This window comes from Streptomyces sp. NPDC107500, assembly GCF_055582785.1.
In genome coordinates this window covers 269,058-290,227 of sequence record NZ_JBVJPF010000002.1, presented here as the reverse complement: position 1 = coordinate 290,227, position 21,170 = coordinate 269,058, and the positions used below count along the sequence as shown (strand labels likewise).

Below are 21,170 nucleotides of genomic sequence, written 5' to 3'. Positions count from 1 at the left end.
CGCCGGGCCGCCCCCGCCCGTACCGGGCGGGGGCGGCTCTCCCGGACGGCACGCTCAGGGGTACTGCACCACCGTCGACGGCACGGTCGACGTCCCCGACGTGGGCGAACCCGTGTCGTTGATGACGCACTCGTACTGCCCGTTGCCGCCCAGCGACACCACGAGCAGCCCGTGGAAGCGCACCCCGGACCGGTTCGGCGCGGCGAAGCCGTGGTGCTGCACGATGGACGGGTTCACGTTGTAGTAGCAGTAGCTGCCCAGGCCCCAGCCCTCGTGCTCGGTGACCTGGTCGCCGACCTTGTAGGCGGCGTACCCCTTGATCGAGCCGTTCTGGACGGCGGCCTGGTCGGGGGCGTCGTACGCCTTCTCGTTCTGGAAGAAGATCGTGCGGCCCCGCTGGCCGTTCCACTGCACGTCGTACTTGTTGAAGTGCTCGACGAACAGCCCGGTGGCCAGGACGTCGTCGCCGTTGACGACCACGCCGTAGTCGGCGCGGTTGGTCTCCCAGCCGACGCCCTCGCCGTGGTCGGCGCGCCACACCCAGGTGTGGTCGACGATCGTGTGCCGGCTGTTGATCACCATGCTGGTGGTCGCCTTGCCCGGGCCCGCGCCGCCGATCCGGATGAACACGTCCTGCACGGTGGTCGGGTTGGCGGAGTGGTCCGCGGACGCGCCGGCCGGCCCGACCTCCAGCAGCGTCGAGGAGTTGACCGGCCCCGCGTCGACGAGGAACCCGGCGAGCCGGACCCCGTCCACGTCGGCGACCTTCATCGCGGTGACGCCGTTGTCGGGGATGAGCGTGGCGTAGCCGAGGCCCAGCACGACCGTGCCCGCGCGCTTCACCTCGACGGTGCCGTCCAGGTGGTAGATCCCCGGCGTCAGCAGCAGGTGCAGGCCCTCCTCCAGCGCCTGGTTCAGCGTGGCCGCCGAGACGCCGGGCTTGGCGACGTAGAACTGCGTGAGCGGGAGCGAGGTGCCGCGCGGGGTGCCGTTGCCCCAGGACACACCACGTGCGTTGGTGCGCTTCTCCGGCAGGAAGACGCGGTACGCGTCGCCGTCGAGGTACAGGAACGGCTTCTCCCGGGAGACGGGCGTCGTCTCCAGCGTGGTGTACGGCGGGTCGGGGAAGCTCTGCGCGGGCGCGCCCTCCACGCCGGAGAACACCATGTTCCACACGGCGTTGAGCCACCCGCCGACCGAGCTGTCCCGGGTGTACCACTGCTGCTGGGAGTACGGCCCGACGCTGCCGTCGATCCGGCTGTCGGCGATGTAGCCGCCGCTCGCCCAGCCGTAGCCGTCGGGGGCGAGGTTGAGGCCGCCGCGCACGTGCATGCGCCGGAAGGGCGCCGCCTGCGACACCGCCCAGCGGTTGGTGCCGTTGACCGGGACGAGGGCGAGGTTCTCCGCCGAACGCCAGAAGTTCTGCGTGGCGTTGCCGTTGAACCAGCCGGCGTCGACCGTGACGTCGCCGTTGATCGTGGTGTCGTCGGGGGAGAGGCCGAGCCCGGCGATGGAGGTGTAGAAGCCGATCTGGGCGTTGAGCCCGTTGTACGTGCCCGGCTTGAAGAGCAGGGCATAGCGGCCGGTGCCGAACTGCGCCGACTCCTGCTGCCGGAAGATCTCGTCCAGACGCCCCTGGATGTTGGCCGTGGACGGGTCGAAGACGATGACGTTCGGCCCGAGGTCGCCGCCGCCGGGCAGTGCGCGGGGGCCGTCGCCGGGGGCGGCGCTGCCGGTGCCGGTGCCGGTGCCGGTGGCGGCGGCCGCGGGCACGGCACCGGCCAGCCCGGCGATCACCGGGGCCGCGGCGGCCGCCGTCAGGACGCTGCGCCGTCGTACTCCGGACGGCTCGGACGTGAAAGAAGGCGTGGGGGAGGGCGTGGGGGAAGAGGGCATGGGGGCGGCTCTCCTTGTTCGGAAAATGAACGAAGTGGGGGTGGGGGAGCGCTCTCTGGGTGTGCATGTTTCATCCGCCCGCACGGCGCGTCAAGAGTTGTGACCGTTTCTCGTGTGCTGTGTTCAACAAGTAGGGACAGCAGTCGCGTTGGCCCGCACCTGGCCTTCCTGTCGAATCCCTTGACACCTCCTGCCGCGTCCCTCAACACTCCGCCGTGGGAGAGCGCTCTCCGAGATTTTCCCCGACACTCCCAGGAGGTCTCCATGCCACGGAGATCGAAAGTCCTGTCCGGCACCCTCGTCGCAAGCGCGCTGCTGCTGACGTCGATCGGCGTCGGCACCCTCGCGGTGAACGCCGGTGCCGCGACCCCGCCCCCGGCGACCGCGCAGTCCGCGCACTCCGGGCACACCATGGCCGCCTCGACCGCCTTCTCGCCCGAGGACCCGGACGGCGACGGCTACATCCCCGCCAACCCGCCGGTCACCGGCGTCACCCCGTCCACGAAGGAGCCGCCGCACCGCTACTTCCACGAGTTCCAGGCCAACTGCGCGGTCAGCCACACGGCACCGGACGACCCGATCGTCTATCCGCAGCAGCCCGGCAAGTCGCACGACCACACGTTCATGGGCAACACCACGACCAACGCGAACAGCACGACGGCCTCGCTGGAGGCGGGTTCCACGACCTGCCTCGCGCCCGGCGACCGGTCGGGGTACTGGATGCCGACCATGTACGACGGCGACCGGCCGGTGCTGCCGATCGGCCCGCAGGTCATCTACTACAAGGCCGGCGTCACCGACTACACCAGCGTCCGGCCCTTCCCGAAGGGCCTGCGCTACGTCGTCGGCAGCCCGATGCAGAGCGGCCAGGAGTTCCGGAACCACCGGGGCTTCGTCGAGGGCTGGGAGTGCGGCGACAGCTTCTTCAACGTCGACTTCCCGGCCAACTGCCCGGACCGCCAGGACGTCCAGGTCAACATCCGCTTCCAGGCGCCCAGTTGCTGGGACGGCAGAAACCTGGACACGCCCGACCACAAGAGCCACATGGCGTATCCGGTGGTCAACCCCGGGACCAACAACAACATCTGCCCGGCCACTCACCCGGTCGCCCTGCCGATGATCGAGTTCAAGATGGCGTTCCCGGTCAACGGCGACCTGTCCCGGGTCCGGCTCGCCAGTGGCGCGAGCTACTCGTTCCACTACGACTTCTTCAACGCCTGGGACGAACCCACCCTCAAGGCCCTCGTCGACCACTGCGTCGTCGGCGGCCTCCAGTGCAACGCGCGCGGCTACGACGAGACGCACCCCGAGGCGGGGGCGGCACTCGACGCGAACTACGAACTCCCCTGACCCCGGCCCCCCACCGAGACCGGCGGCCCGGCCGTCCACTGCCCCGCGGGCGGCCGGGCCGCCCCACCCGCAGACCGGAGACACACCACCATGAGCCGACCCCGCACCCCCACCCCGGGCCCCGCCCCGGCCCGCAGACTCACCGTCCCGCTGACCGCCGCGCTGCTCACCGCCTGCGCCCTCACCGCCGTGCCCGCCCAGCAGGCGCACGCCGCCGGCAGCGTCGTGAAGGTCACCGGCGGCCAGGGCAACTGGCAGCTGACCGTGGACGGCAGCCCTTACCAGGTCAAGGGCCTCACCTGGGGCCCCTCACCGAACGACGCCGACCGGTACATGCCCGACCTCAAGTCCATGGGCGTCAACACCATCCGCACCTGGGGCACCGACGCGAGCAGCAAACCCCTCCTCGACTCCGCCGCCGCGCACGGCGTCAAGGTCATCGCCGGCTTCTGGCTCCAGCCCGGCGGCGGGCCCGGCAGCGGCGGCTGCGTGAACTACCTGACCGACACCGCGTACAAGGACCAGATGCTGGCCGAGTTCCCGCGCTGGGTCCAGGAGTACAAGGACCACCCGGGCGTCCTGATGTGGAACGTCGGCAACGAGTCGGTGCTCGGACTCCAGAACTGCTACAGCGGCGACGAACTGGAGCGCCAGCGCGACGCCTACACCACCTTCGTCAACGACGTGACGAAGAAGATCCACGCCGTCGACCCGAACCACCCGGTCACCTCCACCGACGCCTGGGTCGGCGCCTGGCCGTACTACAAGAAGAACGCCCCCGACCTGGACCTGTACGCCGTCAACTCCTACGACGCGGTCTGCGGTGTCCGGGGCGCGTGGGAGCAGGGCGGCTACACCAAGCCCTACATCGTCACCGAGGGCGGTCCGGCCGGCGAGTGGGAGGTGCCGGACGACGCCAACGGCGTACCGAAGGAACCCACCGACCAGGCCAAGGCCCAGGGATACACCGACGCCTGGAACTGCGTCACCGGGCACCGGGGCGTCGCCCTGGGCGCGACCCTGTTCCACTACGGCACGGAGTACGACTTCGGCGGCATCTGGTTCAACCTCCTCCCTGCCGGCCAGAAGCGGCTGTCGTACTACGCGGTCAAGCGGGCCTACGGCGGCGACACCTCCGGCGACAACACCCCGCCCGTCGTCTCCGCCTTCGGCGTCGAGGGCGACGCGGGCAAGGTGCAGGCGGGCAAGGACCTCGTCCTCACCACCCGCGCCACCGACCCCGACGGCGACCCGATCGCGTACGAGGTGCTGGCCAACAGCAACTACATCGACCAGGGCAAGCAGCTCACCACGCTCCCCGCGACCGACCTCGGCGGCGGACGCCTGAGGGTCACCGCACCCGACCGGCCCGGCGTCTGGAAGCTGTACGTCAAGGCCACCGACGGCAAGGGCAACGTCGGGGTGGAGACCCTCTCGGCGCGGGTCGTGCCGCCCGCCGTGGACGGCACCAACGTCGCCCTCGGGAAGCCGGCCACCGCCTCCTCCTTCCAGCCGAGCTACGGCGACTGCCCCTGCCCCGCGGCCAACGCCGTGGACGGGAACCCGAACACCCGCTGGGCGAGTGACTGGAGCGACCCGCAGTGGGTCCAGGTGGACCTCGGGACGCGCACCACCTTCCGGCACGTCCAGCTGTACTGGGAGGCGTCCTACGCCAGGGCCTACACCGTCCAGACCTCCGACGACGGACAGAACTGGCAGACCGTGCGCACGGTGACCGACGGCAACGGCGGCGTCGACACCCTCGACGTGACCGGCACCGGCCGCTATGTGCGCGTCAACGGCACCGCGCGCGGCACCGGTTACGGCTACTCGCTCTACGAGTTCGGCGTCTACAGCTGACACCGGACGACCGCGCACGACAGGGGAGGGGAGACCCGGTGGGGACGAGCGACGAAGAGATCGACCGGCTGCTCGGCAAGCTGACACCGCGCGCCCGCGCGCTGCTGCTCGACGGTGCCACGACCTGGCGCACCAGAGCGGAACCGGCCCTGGGCCTGCGGGAGTTGGTGATGTCCGACGGCCCGGCGGGCGTACGGGGCGAGGCATGGGACGAACGCGACACCTCCGTCCTGCTGCCCTCGGCCTCGGCGCTCGCCGCCACCTGGGACGAACCCCTGGTCGAGAGCCTCGGCGGCCTCCTCGCCGCCGAGGCCCGGCGCAAGGGCGTGGACGTCCTGCTCGCCCCGACCCTCAACCTGCACCGCAGCCCCCTGGGCGGCCGGCACTTCGAGTGCTTCTCCGAGGACCCCGAGCTGACCGGCCGCATCGGGGCCGCGCTCGTGCGCGGTGTCCAGGCCCACGGGGTGGCCGCCACCGCCAAGCACTACGTGGCCAACGACTCCGAGACCGACCGTCTCACCGTCGACGTACGGGTGGGCGAGCGGGCGCTGCGGGAGGTCTACCTCGCGCCGTTCGAGGCGGCGGTGGCCGCCGGGGTCCGGCTCGTCATGGCGGGGTACAACGCGGTCGACGGCACCACGATGACGGCGAGTGATCTGCTCACCGGCCCGCTGAAGGGCGAGTGGGGCTTCGACGGCGTCGTCGTCTCCGACTGGGGCGCGGTGCGCACCACGGTGGACACCGCCCGCGGCGGGCTGGACCTCGCCATGCCCGGCCCCGACAGCCCCTGGGGCGAGGCGCTGGCCCGCGCGGTCGCCGACGGCGTCGTGCCCGAGGCCGCGGTGGACGACAAGGTGCGGCGCCTGCTGCGGCTCGCGGCGTGGGTGGGGGCGTTGGGGGAAGGAGAGGCGCCCGGAGGCGGGGGACCGCGAGAGGCGTGTGGGGGAGGCGGATCGCGAGCGGTGCCTGGCGGCGACGGACCGCGTGGGGCGCCTGGGGGAGGCGGATCGCGAGAGGTGCCCGGCGGTGACGGATCGCGAGAGGCGCCTGGGGGAGGCGGACGGCGAGCGGTGCCTGGCGGCGACGGACCGCGTGAGGCGCCTGGGGGAGGCGGACCGCGAGAGGTGCCCGGCGGTGACGGATCGCGAGAGGCGCCCGGCCGTGGTGGACCGCGAGCCGGTGAGACGCGCCCGCCCGCGTCCCGGCCGACCGTCGCCCCGGAGGGCAGGCCCCTGGCCCGCCGGGCCGTCGCCGCCGGGAGCGTGCTGCTCGCCAACCGGGGCGTCCTGCCGCTGGACCCCGGAGGGCTGCGCACGGTCGCCGTGATCGGTGCGCACGCCGCGCGGACCCGTACGCAGGGCGGCGGCAGCGCCGGTGTCTTTCCACGGGAGGAGGTGTCCGTCCTCGACGGCATCCGGGACGCGCTGCGCGGCCGTGCCCGCGTCGTCCACGTCCCGGGCCCCCGTCCGGACGGTCCCGCGCCCCCGCTGGACCACGACGTGTGCACCGACCCGCGCTCCGGGCTGCCCGGCGTGCTGCTGCGGATGCTGGACGCCGACGGCCGCGAGCTGTACGCCGAACGACGGCGCGGAGGGCGCCTGCTGGAGCCCAGGCTGGTACCGGGCGCGCACACCGTCGAGGTCGCCGCCCGGCTGCGCCCCCGTACCGCGGGCCGCTGGACGCTGGGCGTGGCCGGCTTCGGCCGGATGAGCCTCGTCCTGGACGGACGGCCCCTGCTGGCCGGCGACTTCCCGCCGCCGACCGACGATCCGGCGGTGGTCCACGTCAACCCGCCCGCCCAGTACGCCGAGGCCGACCTCGCCGTCGGCCAGGACGCCCTGCTCGTGGCCCGCCGCGAGCTGGCCCCCGGCACCGGCCGGGCGACGGTCGTCAGCGCGGCGCCGCCCGCCCCGGACGTCGCCGCGTCACTCGCCGACGCGGCCCGCGCGGCCGCCGCGGCGGACGCGGCGATCGTGGTGGTGGGCACCACCGAGCACGGCGAGTGCGAGGGCTACGACCGTACGGCCCTCACCCTCGGCTCCACCCAGGACGCGCTGGTCCGCGCCGTCGCGGCCGGCAATCCGCGCACCGTGGCGGTCGTCAACGGCGGCGGCCCGGTGGAACTCCCCTGGCGCGACGACGTGGGCGCGGTGCTGCTCGCCTGGTTCCCCGGCCAGGAGGGCGGCGGCGGACTGGCCGACGTGCTCTTCGGGCACACGGAACCGGGCGGACGGCTGCCCACCACCTGGCCGGCCGTCCTCGCCGACGCCCCGGTCACCCGCACCCGGCCGACCGACGGCCGCCTCCACTACGACGAGGGCCTGCACATCGGCCACCGCGGCTGGCTGCGCCACGCACGCACGCCCGCCTACTGGTTCGGGCACGGACTGGGCTACACCGCCTGGGCCTACGAGGAGCTGACCGTTCCGAGCGAGGCCCGGGCGGGGGACGACCTGACCGTGCGGGTGCGGGTGCGCAACACCGGCGCGCGGGCCGGCCGGGAGGTCGTCCAGGTGTACCTCGCCCGGCCAGGATCCGCCGTCGAGCGCCCCGTGCGCTGGTTCGCCGGGTACACGGCCGTCCGCGCCCGGCCGGGGGAGACGGTCACGGCGACGGTGCGCGTCCCGGCGAGGGCGCTGCGCCACTGGTGCGTCGAGGAGCGTGCCTGGCGTACGGAGGAGGGCCGCTGGCGGGTGCTGGCGGGCCGGTCGGCCGGCGAGGTGCCGCTGGCCGAGGACCTGGAGGTGAGGGGCCCGGGCGCCGGACGGGAGTGAGGGAGAGCGCTCTACCACGCGCCCGACCTCGCCGGTTAAGGTGCGGGCATGAGCAGACAGGCCCCGACCCTGGAGGACGTGGCCCGCGAGGCCGGCGTCTCCCGGGCCACCGTCTCACGGGTGGTCAACGGCGTTCGCAACGTGGACCCCGCCATCCAGGACCTGGTCCGCCGGGCCATCGAACGGACCGGGTACGCCCCCAACCAGGCCGCCAGGCAGCTGGTCACCCGGCGCACCACGACCGTGGCCCTGGTGGTCTCCGGCGCGGGCGACGCCTCGGACACCGAGCAGAACGCGTTCGCGACCCGGGTGTTCGCCGACCCGTTCTTCGGCCGTGTCGTCGGCGGTGTGGTCGGGCACCTGCGGCCGCGCTCGATGCACCCGGTGCTGATGTTCGCCGAGACGCCCGAGGCGCGACAGGAGGTGGTGGCGTACCTCAGGCAGGGCGGCGCGGACGGCGCCCTGGTCGTGTCCACCCACCCCGACGACCCGCTGCCCGCCCTGCTCGCCGGTGCCGGGCTGCCGGCGGTGCTGTTCGCCCGGCCGGGGCGTCCGGTGCCGCTCAGCTACGTCGACCTCGCCCACCGCGACGGCGGGCGGCTGGCCGCCGAGCACCTGCTGGAGCGGGGCTGCCGGAGGATCGCCACCGTCACGGGGCCGCTGGCCGTCGCGGCGAGCCAGGAGCGGCTGGCCGGCTTCCGCGACGCCCTCGCCCGGCACGGGCACCCGTACGTCCCGGTGGCCGAGGGCGGCTTCACCGTCGACAGCGGCATGGCGGCGGCGGCCTCGCTGCTGGCCGAACACCCGGACCTGGACGGCCTGTTCACCGCCAACGACCTGATGGCGCAGGGCGCCGTGCAGGTGCTGCGCGACCACGGCCGCCGGGTCCCGCGCGACGTCGCGGTCATCGGCTTCGACGACTCCAGCGTGGCCGTCACCTGCCGGCCCCGGCTGACCACCGTCCGCCAGCCGGTGGAGGAGATGGCGGCCACGATGGCCCGCCTCCTCGACGAGCACATCAGGGGCGAGCGCACCGCGCCGACGTCGGTGATCTTCGATCCGGAACTGGTGGTGCGGGACTCGGCGTAGGCGTCACCCCACCGTCCCGAGCGGCCGTGCGCGCCCCCGCGCCGTCACGCGGGGGCGCGGTCCACCCGGCCCGAGCCCTCACCGCCACCCCGCTGCCCCGCCAACCGTCCCCCGAGGGCCGCCCGCCACGCCGGTACCGGCCCGGGGGCGGTCACCGGTGGCTGTCGGCCGCCGCGCGCGAAGAAGGCCGCGAGGGGCAGGGTCGCGGCGCCGACCGTCACGGCGTCGGGGCCGAGGCGGCCGAGGGCGATGCCCACCCGCCCGGCGGGGTGCCGGAGCGCGTGGGCGAGCGCGTGGGCCCGTACCGACTCCAGGAAGAGCGCGCCCAGTTGGAGGCCGGCCCAGCCGCCCACGACGACCCGCTCGGGCTGGAAGAGGTTGATCAGGTCGGAGAGGCCCGCGCCCAGGTACTCGGCGGTCTCGGCCAGCACCCGGGCCGCCACGGGGTCAGGCGCGCCCCCGTCCCCGGGGCGGGCGGCGGACAGCAGGGCGGTCAGCGCGGCCTCCTCGTCGGCGCCGGGCGGCGGCTGCCCGCCCGCCTCCCGCCACCGCGCCAGCAGCGCCTCCGCGCCCGCGTAGGCCTCCAGACACCCCCGTGCCCCGCACCGGCACCGGCGCCCCCGCACCCGCACCGTCAGGTGCCCCCACTCCACCGCGCGGCCGCGTTCCACGTCGTCCGTGACGACGCAGGCGCCGACACCGGAACCGAAGAGCACGACCACGGCGTTGTGCGCCCCCCGCCCGCCGCCGAACCACATCTCGGCCTGCCCCAGCGTCTTGGCGCCGTTGTCGATGAACAGCGGCACGTGCCCCGGCAGCCGCCCGGAGTCCCGCAGCAGGGCCTCCAGCGGCACCGCGTCCCACCCGATGGTCTGCCCGTGCACCAGCGCGCCGTCGGTGGTGTGCTCCACGATGCCGGGGACCCCGACGCCGACGCCCAGCAGCTCACCCTGGACCGCGGCGGGGGCGCCGAGGACCTCCGCGATGCCGTCCAGGATGTGCCCGGCGACCACCCGAACGTCGTACGTGCGCGACCCGTGGCCGGGCAACGCCCGCTCCGCTCTGGCCAGTTCGGACATCGACAGGTCGAACAGCTCGACGCGCACCCGGGTCTCGCCGACGTCGACCCCGATCAGGCGGCCCCGGTCTGCCGCGATCCGGACGAGGGTGCGCGGCCGGCCGCCGTCCGCGCCGAGGCTGCCCGCCTCCTCGACCAGACCGTCGGCGATCAGTTCGGCGACGACGTTGCTGACGGAACCCGAACTCAGTCCGGCCGCCGAACCCAGCGCGAGCCGGCTCATCGGCCCGTCGAAATACAACCGTTGCAGAACGGCGGTGCGGCTCTCGCGCCGCAGGTCACGGACCGTTCGCCCGCTGTGCCTGGCCATCCGGCCCCTTCCTTGAGCGCCTCCGCCCGCACTTCGACCGCGCGCGACACCTTGACGAGTCTTTCTCTCGGGGTTTAACTCACGTCCTAAATTAAGCCATGAGGGGCTTCGGGAAGTACACCGGGGCCGTCCTCGGACTTCTCGACCGACTCCCGGAAGGGACCCCAGGAGCCATGCGCAGTATCCGAGCCGCGGCCGTAGGCGCCGTCACCATGTCTCTCGCTCTCGCCGCCTCGGCCTGCGGAGGGGGTTCCTCCTCGGGCGGCGGATCCAACGACTCGCCGAAGGAACTCACCTACTGGGCCTCCAACCAGGGCGCCAGCGTCGAGGTCGACAAGAAGGTCCTCCAGCCCGAACTGGACAAGTTCGAGAAGGAGACCGGCATCAAGGTGAAGCTGGAGGTCGTGCCCTGGTCCGACCTGCTCAACCGGATCCTCACCGCCACCACCTCGGGCCAGGGCCCGGACATCCTCAACATCGGCAACACCTGGAGCGCCTCCCTCCAGGCCACCGGCGCGCTGCTGCCCTGGGACGCGAAGAACTTCGACAAGATCGGCGGCAAGGACCGGTTCGTGGAGTCCGCGCTCGGCTCCACCGGCGTCGAGGGCCAGGACCCGGCGGCCGTCCCGCTGTACTCGATGGCCTACGCGCTCTACTACAACAAGAAGATGTTCGCCGACGCGGGCGTCGCCAAGCCCCCGGCCACCTGGGACGAGCTGGTCGAGACCGGCAAGAAGATCTCGAAGGACGGCAAGTGGGCCCTCGGCGCCGAGGGCTCCAACCTGTCGAACAACATCCACCAGGTCTTCGTCCTCGGCAAGCAGCACGGCGCCGACTTCTTCACCGCCGACGGCAAGCCCGACTTCACCTCCGACGGCGCCGTCGCGGCCGTCAAGCAGTACGTCGACCTGATGGCCCAGGACAAGGTCATCGCCCCCGGCAACGCCGAGTACGCGCAGAACCAGTCCCTCAGCGACTTCGCCAAGGGCAAGACGGCGATGGTGCTCTGGCAGACCGCCTCCGCCACCTTCAAGACCATGGGCATGGAGGAGGACGAGTGGGGCGTCGCCCCCGCCCCCGTCGCGTCCGGCACCCCCGGCACCGGCAAGGCCACCAACTCCATGGTCGCCGGCATCAACATGGCCGTCTTCAAGAACACCGACAACGTCGACGGCGCCACCAAGTTCGTGAAGTTCATGACCAGCGACGCCGAGCAGAAGATCCTCAACGAGGCGTACGGCTCCATCCCGCCGGTCAAGGCCGCACAGACCGACCCGGCCTTCAACACCCAGGCCACCGCCGTGCTGCGGGAGACCCTCGCCACCAGCGCCGCCGCGCTGCCCCAGGTGCCCGACGAGTCGCAGTTCGAGACCGCCGTCGGCACGGCCGTGAAGGAGCTGTTCGCGGACGCCGCGGCCGGCCGTGAGGTCACCGCCGAGTCGGTCAAGGAGAAGCTCGCCAAGGCCCAGCAGCAGATGCCGACGAAGTGAGCGCGCCCCGACCCCCACGGACCCGCACCGACTCCGACACGACGACACGGATCTCGCCATGACCACCACGACCGCCTCGGCGCGGCCCGGCGAGCGGACGGTCGGCAAGAGCTCCCCCGGGACGGCGCGCGGACCCCGCCGCCGTCCCGGGCGGATCCGCCGCATCGGCCTGCCCTACCTGCTGCTCCTGCCGGCCCTGCTCCTCGAACTCCTCGTCCACCTGGTGCCGATGGTCATCGGCATCGTGATGAGCTTCAAGGAGCTCACCCAGTTCTACATCCGCGACTGGACCGTCGCGCCGTGGACCGGCCTCGACAACTACAGCCTGTCGGTCGACTTCGACGCGCCCGTCGGCGAGGCCCTGCTCCACTCGTTCCTCGTCACCTGCGCCTTCACCGTGCTGTCCGTCGGGCTGTGCTGGCTGATCGGCACCGCCGCGGCGATCTGCATGCAGGACACCTTCCGCGGCCGCGGCCTGCTCCGGGCGATCTTCCTGGTGCCGTACGCGCTGCCGGTCTACGCGGCCGTCATCACCTGGGCGTTCATGTTCCAGCACGACAACGGGCTGGTGAACCACGTCCTGCACGACCAGCTCGGCCTCACCGACAAGCCCTCCTTCTGGCTGATCGGCGACAACAGCTTCGTCGCGCTGCTCGTGGTGTCGGTCTGGAAGGGCTGGCCGTTCGCCTTCCTCATCGTCATGGCCGGCCTCCAGAACATCCCCAAGGAGCTGTACGAGGCCGCCGCCCTGGACGGGGCCGGCGTCTGGCAGCAGATCCGCCGCATCACCCTGCCGTCGCTGCGCCCGGTCAACCAGGTCCTGGTCCTCGTGCTGTTCCTGTGGACCTTCAACGACTTCAACACGCCGTTCGTCCTGTTCGGCAAGGCCGCGCCGGAGGCCGCCGACCTGATCTCCATCCACATCTACCAGTCGTCGTTCGTCACCTGGAACTTCGGCGCAGGCTCCGCGATGTCGGTGCTGCTGCTGCTCTTCCTGCTGCTGGTGACGGGCGTGTACCTGTTCCTGACCTCCCGGTCCGCCAGGACCCCCCGGGCCGCCCGGGCTTCCCGCGAGAGGAAGACGGCCGATGTCTAGGTCCACGATGGCGGCGCCGCGCTCCTTCCTCTGGACCCGCCGCGTCTTCCTCACCCTGCTCACCGGCTTCGTCCTGCTGCCGGTGTACGTCATGGTGTCCAGCTCGCTGAAGCCGCTCCAGGACGTGTCGAGCGAGTTCCGCTGGCTGCCCAGCGAGCTGACGATCCGCCCCTACATCGACATCTGGTCGACGGTCCCGCTGGCGAAGTACTTCGTCAACTCGCTGATCGTGGCGGGCGCGGCGACCGTCTGCTCCGTGGTGATCGCCGTCTTCGCCGCCTACGCGGTCAGCCGCTACGAGTTCCGCGGCAAGCGCGTCTTCTCGGTGACGGTGCTGTCCACGCAGATGTTCCCCGGCATCCTGTTCCTGCTGCCCCTGTTCCTGATCTACGTGAACATCGGCAACGCCACCGGCATAGCCCTGTTCGGCTCCCGCGGCGGCCTCATCCTCACGTACCTGACCTTCTCCCTGCCCTTCTCCATCTGGATGCTGATCGGCTACTTCGACTCGGTGCCGCGCGACCTGGACGAGGCGGCCCTGGTGGACGGCTGCGGGCCGCTGCGCGCGCTGTTCAAGGTCGTCGTGCCGGCCGCGATCCCCGGCATCGTCGCGGTCGCCGTCTACGCCTTCATGACCGCGTGGGGCGAGGTCCTCTTCGCCTCCGTGATGACCAACGACGCCACCCGCACCCTCGCGGTCGGTCTCCAGGGCTACTCCACTCAGAACGACGTGTACTGGAACCAGATCATGGCCGCCTCCCTGGTGGTCAGCGTCCCCGTGGTGGCGGGCTTCCTGCTCCTCCAGCGCTATCTCGTCGCGGGGCTGACGGCGGGTGCCGTCAAGTGACCGCGACCAACCTTCCCGAACCCGAGAGGACCCACGTGACCATCGACTTCGCCGCACTCCCGCACGACTTCCTGTGGGGCACGGCCACATCGGCGTACCAGATCGAGGGAGCCGTGGCGGAGGACGGACGTTCGCCGTCGATCTGGGACACCTTCTCGCACACCCCCGGGAAGATCGACAACAACGACCACGGCGACGTCGCCTGCGACCACTACCACCGCACGCACGAGGACATCGAGCTGATGCGGCGCCTCGGCACCAACGCCTACCGCCTCTCGATCGCGTGGCCGCGCGTCCTGCCGGGCGGCGACGGCCCGGTCAACGCGAAGGGCCTGGCCTTCTACGACCGGCTGATCGACGACCTGCTGGCGGCCGGCATCACACCCTCCGTCACCCTCTACCACTGGGACCTGCCGCAGGCGCTCCAGGACCGGGGCGGCTGGCCCGAGCGCAAGACCGCCGAGCACTTCGCGTCGTACGCCTCCGTCGTCGCCGAACGCCTCGGCGACCGCGTCCAGCACTGGGCCACCCTCAACGAGCCGCTGTGCTCGGCCTGGATCGGCCACCTGGAGGGCAAGATGGCCCCCGGCTGGACCGACCTGACGGCGGCCGTGCGCGCCTCGTACCACCTGCTCCTCGGCCACGGCATGGCCATGCGCGCGATCCGCGACGCGGCCCCGGGCGCGCAGGTGGGCATCGTCAACAACCTCTCCACCATCCACGCCGCCACCGACCGCGACGAGGACCTGGCCGCCGCCCGCCGGATGGACGGCCACACCAACCGCTGGTGGCTCGACCCGGTCCACGGCCGCGGCTTCCCGGAGGACATGCGCGAGGTCTACGGCGTCGAACTCCCCGAGCAGCCCGGCGACATGGACCTCATCGGCGCACCGCTGGACTGGCTGGGCCTGAACTACTACTTCCCCCAGACCGTCGCCGACGACCCCACCGGACCGGCCCCCCACGTCCGCACCGTCCGCCGGGTCGGAGTCCCGCGCACCGGCATGGACTGGGAGATCGACGCCGGCGGCATCGAGGACCTGCTGCTGCGCCTGACGAACGAGTACGGCCCGCGCAGGCTCTACGTCACCGAGAACGGGTCGTCCTTCCCCGACGTGGTCCGCCCCGACGGCACGATCGACGACCCGGAGCGGCAGGAGTACCTGACCGCCCACCTCGCGGCCTGCGCCTCGGCCGCCCGCAGGGGTGCCCCGCTGGCGGGCTACTTCGCCTGGTCGCTCCTGGACAACTTCGAGTGGGCGTACGGCTACGACAAGCGCTTCGGCCTGGTCCACGTCGACTACGCGACCCAGGTCCGCACGGTCAAGGGCAGCGGGCGGCACTACGCGGACATCATCCGCCGGGCGCGGAAGAGCGAGCGCAAGGCGGCCTGACCCCGTGGTGGGCGCGGATGCGGGAGTCCGCGCCCACCACGGCCCGCCCGTACGGCCGAGCACATGCATGACAGGTACATGGCATTCATCAATGGCAGTAACTCGTCCGGAGGAGACCCCCATGCCATCCCGTACCCCCCGCACCCTCCTGACCGCCCTCACCGCCCTGACCCTGCTGGCGGCGGGCCCGGTCCTCACCACCCCCGCGGCCGCCGAGCCGTCCGCCGCCGCGGCGGCCTGGGACACCGACCGCGCGGCATCCGCGTACACCGCGAACCCCGCCGCGGTGACCGCCTCGGCCAGCGAGAACGCGGGCACCGCACCCGGCCTGGCGTTCGACGGCGACGGTGCCACCCGCTGGTCCAGCGACTTCACCGACGCCGCCTGGATCCGCGTCGACCTCGGCGCCACGATCCGCGTCGACCGCGTGACCCTGGACTGGGAGGCGGCCTACGGCAAGAGATACGTGCTGGAGGCGTCGAGGAACGGCACCGACTGGACCCCCTTCTACACGGAGACCGCGGGTACGGGCGGGCCGGTCACCGCCCACACCTACCCGCAGGAGGTCACCGCCCGCTACGTCCGCATGCGCGGCGTCGAACGGGCCACCCCCTACGGCTACTCCCTCTACTCCTTCAAGGTCTACGGCGGCGAACCGGCCCCCGCGTCCACCACCCGGACCAACCTCGCCCTGAACCACCCGGCGTACGCGAACTTCTACCAGCACGCGGGCAACTCACCGGCGTTCGTCACCGACGGCGGCCGCCCGGCCGACCTGAAGGCCGACGTGAGCCGCTGGTCCAGCGACTGGAACGCCGACCGCTGGGTCTCCGTCGACCTCGGCGCCACCTCGGTCGTCGACACCGTGGACCTGTACTGGGAGGCGGCGTACGCGGTCGACTACGAACTCCAGGTCTCGGACGACAACCGCACCTGGCGCACCGTGTACCGCCCCTCCGCGAGTGAGGTCGCCGCCCGCCGCGCCGACGTGAAGTCCCCCGGCGAGGCCACCGGCCGCCACGACAGCGTCCGCCTGCCGCAGCCCGCCACCGGCCGCTACGTCCGCATGCTCGGCAAGGAACGTCGCTCCTTCTACAACCCGGCCCCGTCGACCGCCCAGTTCGGCTACAGCCTCTACGAGTTCGAGGTCTGGGGCACGGGAGGCAGCGCTTCGGCGGCGTACCCGGCGCTGCCGGGCGAGCAGTCCGGCACGTACCGCACCACGTTCTTCGACGACTTCACGTCCGGCTCCCTCGACCGGGCCAAGTGGCGGGTCGTGCGCACCGGCACGGAGATGGGCTCCGTCAACGGCGAGTCCCAGGCGTACGTCGACTCCGCCGACAACATCCGCCTGGAGAACGGCGCCCTCGTCCTGCGCGCCAAGCACTGCAAGGGCTGCACCAAGGCAGGCGGCGGCACCTACGACTTCACCTCGGGACGCATCGACACCAACACCAGATTCGACTTCACCTACGGGAAGGTCAGCGCCCGCATGAAGCTGCCGGTCGGCGACGGCTTCTGGCCGGCCTTCTGGATGCTGGGCAGCAACGTGGACGACCCCTCGGTGTCCTGGCCGGCCTCCGGCGAGACCGACATCATGGAGAACATCGGCTACGGAGACTGGACCAGCAGCGCCCTGCACGGCCCCGGCTACTCCGCGGACGGCAACATCGGGGCTCGTCAGGTGTACCCGGGCGGCGGCCGGGCCGACCAGTGGCACACCTACGCGGTGGAGTGGACGCCGACCGGTATGAAGTTCTCCGTCGACGACCGGGTGGTCCAGGAGACGACCCGGAACAAGCTGGAGTCGACGCGGGGGGAGTGGGTCTTCGACCACGACCAGTACGTGATCCTGAACCTGGCGCTGGGCGGCGCCTACCCGGCCGGCTGGAACAAGGTCACCAGCCCGTACTGGGGGCTGCCGCAGTCCAGCGTGGACCGGATCGCGGCCGGGGGAGTGCAGGCGGAGGTGGACTGGGTGCGGGTGGAGCAGAAGGGGTAGCGGACGGGATGGTTGACGGGGCAGCGGACGGAACGGCTCACGGGGCGGCGGCCGAGGGCCCCGGTCGGCCTGCCCGTCCGTCAGGCACCCTTCCTCGCCACTCCGCCGTAGATGCCGATCGGCGGCGCGTCAGGACGGGGCGTCTCCTCGGGGCGCCAGTCGGTGACCCGGACGAGCCCCGGTTCGACCAGCGTGAAGTCGCCGAACAGGTCGAGGACGTCGGCGTGGCGGCGCAGGTTCATGGACGCGGTGGCGTTCTTGTAGACGGCCGCCGCGTCCGCGCGGCGGTCCTCGTGGACGTCGCCCGTCGCGTGCGACAGCACGAGGTAGGACCCGTCGGGCAGCGCGTCGCGCAGGGTGGCGACGATGCCCGCCGGGTCCTCCGCGTCGGAGACGAAGTGCAGGACCGCCACCAGCAGCAGCGCCACCGGCCGGTCGAGGTCGATGACCTCGCGGACCTCCGGGTGGTCGAGGATCGCGCGGGGGTCGCGGAGGTCGGCCAGGACGACGGCGGTGTCCGGGTCGTCCGACAGCGCCGCCGAATGCGTACTGACGATGGGGTCGTTGTCGACGTAGGCGACCCGGGTCTCCGGGGCGACGGCCCGCGCGATCTGGTGGACGTTGGGCTCGGTGGGCAGACCCGTGCCCACGTCGAGTATCTGACGGACGCCGCCCTCGGCCACCACGTGCCGGACCGCGCGGTGCATGAAGCGCCGGTTGGCGAGGACCCCCTCACGCACCTCGGGCGCCGCCTTCATGAACTCCTCGGCGGCCCGCTGGTCGACCTCGTAGTTGTCCTTGCCGCCGAGGAAGTAGTCGTACATCCGGGCGGGATGGGGCTTGCTCGTGTCGACCCGGTACGGGTGGGCGGCGTTCTCGCCACCGCTCAGGGAGGTCATGCGGCCTGACACCGTCCTCAACTCGCGGGCCACCGGCGGGAGGAGCGTGGCGACCGACTGTCGGAACATCATCTTCGCAGACCGCTTCTTGACGCGAGCCGTAACGGGTCGATACTTGTGCGCAGCATGCGTCGGTTGGTGTCCGTGGTCGGCACGAGGCGGGTCGGATGAAGAGCCGGACGAACCTGAGACTGAGCGCCACGGGCGCCGCACTGGGCATCATCGCCGTGCTGGGGGCACTCCCGGCGCAGGCGGACCCGCCCACGTCGGCGACCCCGCACCCCCATCCGTCGAGCCGCGCGGCCCTCCCCCTGGGCCCCGGCGACCTCCCCGAGACTCGCACCACGACGACCCTCCAGCCGGGCGTCACCCTCACCCGCATCGTGCGCGGGAACGCCGAGGACCCGGCACTCCACTGGACGGTGGAGGTCTCCATCCCGGGCGGCGACACCTCCCCCGACCCGGACGCGCCGCCGACGGCCCTCAAGGACCGGGCGAGCGCGGACGAACTCGCCGCCGATCTCCGCCAGAAGGGCTTCGAGGCCCGCGTCGAGCAGGTACGGACACCGCGCACGGCCGACTACACCGGCGGCACCCTCGGCTGGCGGGTCCGCATCGGCGCGTACGACGCGCAGTCCGACGCGACGGCCGAACGCGCCCGCCTGACAGCGGCGGGATACACGGGATCCGCCGTGTACACGGGCTGGGACGGCGAGGCCACCGACCGGGGCCCGTGGCGCGTGGACGTACTGACCGTCGACCCGCGCACCTTCCGCGGCAGCCTCGACGCGTCGTACGGCCCCGACCTGGAGGCCCGCGAGACGACCAGCCGGCTGTCGGCGGCGGCCGACGCGACCGCCGCGGTCAACGCGGGCTTCTTCGTCCTGGACCCCAAGGCGGGCGCGCCGGGCGACCCGGCCGGTGTCGGCGTCTACGAGGGGCGCCTGCTGAGCGAACCGGTGGCGGGCCGCCCGAGCCTGGTGCTCCACGACGACGCCCGGGGCACCCGGGTCACCCGCTTCACGTGGCGGGGCACGGTCACCGCGGGCGGGACGTCCCTGCGCCTGGGCGGCGTCAACCGCGTGCCGGGCCTGATCAGGAACTGCGGCGGCTCGCCGGGCGACCTCCCCACGTCGCTGCCGCTGCACGACGTCACCTGCACCACCCCGAACGACCTGGTCGCCTTCACGCCCGAGTTCCAGGGAGGCCGGACACCCGGGGGCGAGGGGGTGGAGGCCGTACTGGACGCGCACGACCGGGTGGTGGAAGTACGCTCCCCCCGTGGCGGCACCCTCCCGCCGGGCGGCACCTCGCTCCAGGCGACGGGCCGACACGCGGCGGACCTGACGGCCGTGGCCCACGTCGGCGACCGCCTGCGCGTGAACACGACACTGCTGGACGCCCGCGGCCACGCGTACCGGCCCTCATCCCGCACCGACATCGTGAACGCCGGCCCGGAACTGGTCCGCGACGGCCGTGTCCACATCACCCCCGCCGCCGACGGCATGGTGCACCCCGACGATCCGAGCTGGTACTACGGCTGGGTGCACAAGCGCAATCCGCGCACCCTGGCGGGCGTGGACGCAGCGGGCCGCACCGTACTCGTCACCGCCGACGGACGCGCTACCCGGTCCCTCGGACTGAGCATCCCCGAGAGCGCCGCGGTCGCCAGGTCGCTCGGCCTGCGCGACGCCGTCAACCTGGACGGCGGCGGCTCCACGACCATGGTGACGGACGACACCGTCATCAACACCCCGTCCGACGCGACCGGCGAACGCCCGGTCGGAGACGCGTTGTTGATCCAGCCGACCCGCAAGCACGGCCACTGACGTCCGTAGGACATGTGTGTGCCATCCGTGAGGCATCCGAGGACCCGCACCACAGCGCGACGAAGAGCCACCCACCCCCAGGGAGCCGCCGTGATCGCGAACGTGCCCACCGTCCCGCCCCGCCCGCGCGCCAGAGCGTTCCTCGCCCCGGTGCTGCTCCTGATCGTGCTGCTCGCGACACTGGCCCCGACGGCCCCCGCCGCGCGGGCCGCAGGGACGTCGGCCGCCTCCCGCCCCGGCGCGGAGGTGGTGGCCGTCACCCAGGTCGCGGACCGGCAGGTCGACCTGTCCGTCCGCTCGACGGCCCTGGGCGGCCGCACCGTCAAGGTCCGCCTCCTCACCCCCGACGGCTGGAAGCCCTCCGACCGCAACCACCGCCAGCACTGGCCCACCCTCTGGCTCCTGCACGGCTGCTGCGGCGACTACACGTCGTGGACCGCGATGACCGACGTGGCGCAGACGGACAGCCTCCGCGACGTGCTGGTCGTCATGCCCGAGGCGGGCTGGAACGGCTGGTACAGCGACTGGTGGAACCACGGCAAGGGCGGCGACCCGGCCTGGGAGACCTTCCACACGGTGGAACTGCGCCGCCTCCTGGAAAGCGACTGGGGCGCCGGCGGCAACCGCGTGGTGGCGGGACTGTCGATGGGCGGCCAGGGAGCCCTGTCGTACGCGGCCCGGCACCCCGGCATGTTCAGGGCGACCGCGGCCTACTCGGCGTCCGCGCACCCCCTGCTCAACGACGAGTCGACCGACCGCATCATGGGCTTCTTCGCCGGCCAGGGAGACGACCCGCTGCGCGTCTGGGGCGACCCCGTGGCACAGCGCCGTATCTGGCAGTCCCACGACCCCTTCCACCTCGCCCGGCACCTCAAGTCGATCCCGGTCTACCTGTCCTGCGGCGACGGCACCACGGGCCCGCTCGACCCGCCCGGCAGCACGAGCGCCCTGGAGGCCGACTTCAACCGCCAGAACCACGCACTGGCGGTGGAGCTGAAGCGGGTGGGCGCGAGGCACGTGACGACGAACTTCTACGGTCCGGGAACCCATGGATGGGCCTACTGGGAGAGGGAGTTGCACGCGTCGCTGCCGATGCTGCTGAAGGCGCTGCGGGTATCCGGCTGACACCTCGCCGCATCCCCAACACCCCTTGCGGCAAAGGGAACAGCCCTCTAATTTAACTCCGACGCGTAAGCACATTTACATCTCTGCTTACGTCAACCGCTTACGTCACCGTCGTCGTGGGGACCTGTCAC

At 72.3% G+C, this 21,170-nt stretch carries 14 protein-coding genes; 11 read left to right on the top strand and 3 right to left on the bottom strand.

The genetic code is table 11. The features are described 5' to 3' along the window. Positions 1–54: 54 nt before the first annotated feature. On the bottom strand, positions 55–1,896 hold the full coding sequence (locus ACZ67M_RS07390) for a coagulation factor 5/8 type domain-containing protein (RefSeq protein WP_469849952.1): 1,842 nt from the start codon (positions 1,894–1,896) through the stop codon (positions 55–57). Between the two features lie 264 nt (positions 1,897–2,160). Here ACZ67M_RS07390 and ACZ67M_RS07385 point away from each other — a divergent pair, with 264 nt between their 5' ends. The 4 genes from ACZ67M_RS07385 (at position 2,161) to ACZ67M_RS07370 (ending at position 8,969) form a co-directional block, all read left to right on the top strand. Next, on the top strand, positions 2,161–3,246 hold the full coding sequence (locus tag ACZ67M_RS07385) for a DUF1996 domain-containing protein (protein WP_392235548.1): 1,086 nt from the start codon (positions 2,161–2,163) through the stop codon (positions 3,244–3,246). 90 nt (positions 3,247–3,336) lie between these two features. Further along, entirely contained in the window at positions 3,337–5,106 is a 1,770-nt protein-coding gene (locus tag ACZ67M_RS07380; RefSeq protein WP_467321186.1) for a discoidin domain-containing protein, read from the top strand. 38 nt (positions 5,107–5,144) lie between these two features. Further along, positions 5,145–7,880: a glycoside hydrolase family 3 C-terminal domain-containing protein gene (locus ACZ67M_RS07375; RefSeq protein ID WP_469849951.1), complete on the top strand. Its 2,736-nt coding sequence runs from the start codon at positions 5,145–5,147 to the stop codon at positions 7,878–7,880. Positions 7,881–7,928: 48 nt separating this feature from the next. Next, on the top strand, positions 7,929–8,969 hold the full coding sequence (locus ACZ67M_RS07370; protein ID WP_392102221.1) for a LacI family DNA-binding transcriptional regulator: 1,041 nt from the start codon (positions 7,929–7,931) through the stop codon (positions 8,967–8,969). Positions 8,970–9,013: 44 nt separating this feature from the next. Here the strand turns inward: ACZ67M_RS07370 and ACZ67M_RS07365 are convergent, their stop codons facing one another. Further along, positions 9,014–10,357 (bottom strand): ROK family transcriptional regulator, encoded by a 1,344-nt coding sequence (locus ACZ67M_RS07365; RefSeq protein WP_469849949.1) that lies wholly within the window; start codon positions 10,355–10,357, stop codon positions 9,014–9,016. Positions 10,358–10,530: 173 nt separating this feature from the next. On the opposite strand from ACZ67M_RS07365, the gene ACZ67M_RS07360 reads away from it, so the two are divergent. The 5 genes from ACZ67M_RS07360 to ACZ67M_RS07340 all read left to right on the top strand — a co-directional run bounded on the left by ACZ67M_RS07360 (position 10,531) and on the right by ACZ67M_RS07340 (position 17,186). After that, positions 10,531–11,847 (top strand): ABC transporter substrate-binding protein, encoded by a 1,317-nt coding sequence (locus ACZ67M_RS07360; RefSeq protein ID WP_385793445.1) that lies wholly within the window; start codon positions 10,531–10,533, stop codon positions 11,845–11,847. A 58-nt stretch (positions 11,848–11,905) separates the two neighbouring features. Beyond that, positions 11,906–12,943, top strand: coding sequence for a carbohydrate ABC transporter permease (locus ACZ67M_RS07355; RefSeq protein ID WP_469849947.1), 1,038 nt, complete (start codon positions 11,906–11,908; stop codon positions 12,941–12,943). Positions 12,944–12,950: 7 nt separating this feature from the next. Beyond that, on the top strand, positions 12,951–13,790 hold the full coding sequence (locus ACZ67M_RS07350) for a carbohydrate ABC transporter permease (RefSeq protein ID WP_361358876.1): 840 nt from the start codon (positions 12,951–12,953) through the stop codon (positions 13,788–13,790). Between the two features lie 35 nt (positions 13,791–13,825). Beyond that, entirely contained in the window at positions 13,826–15,184 is a 1,359-nt protein-coding gene (locus ACZ67M_RS07345) for a GH1 family beta-glucosidase (RefSeq protein WP_469850688.1), read from the top strand. Between the two features lie 121 nt (positions 15,185–15,305). Further along, entirely contained in the window at positions 15,306–17,186 is a 1,881-nt protein-coding gene (locus tag ACZ67M_RS07340) for a discoidin domain-containing protein (RefSeq protein ID WP_469849945.1), read from the top strand. 80 nt (positions 17,187–17,266) lie between these two features. Here ACZ67M_RS07340 and ACZ67M_RS07335 read toward each other — a convergent pair whose 3' ends face one another. Beyond that, positions 17,267–18,085 (bottom strand): SAM-dependent methyltransferase, encoded by an 819-nt coding sequence (locus tag ACZ67M_RS07335; protein WP_469849943.1) that lies wholly within the window; start codon positions 18,083–18,085, stop codon positions 17,267–17,269. Positions 18,086–18,252: 167 nt separating this feature from the next. Between ACZ67M_RS07335 and ACZ67M_RS07330 the strand changes: the two genes are divergently transcribed. Then, the gene (locus ACZ67M_RS07330; protein ID WP_469849941.1) at positions 18,253–19,914 is read left to right on the top strand and encodes a phosphodiester glycosidase family protein; all 1,662 of its coding nucleotides are present in this window, start codon (positions 18,253–18,255) and stop codon (positions 19,912–19,914) included. Positions 19,915–20,004: 90 nt separating this feature from the next. Next, entirely contained in the window at positions 20,005–21,039 is a 1,035-nt protein-coding gene (locus tag ACZ67M_RS07325; RefSeq protein ID WP_469849940.1) for an alpha/beta hydrolase, read from the top strand. The last annotated feature ends 131 nt before the right edge of the window (positions 21,040–21,170 follow it).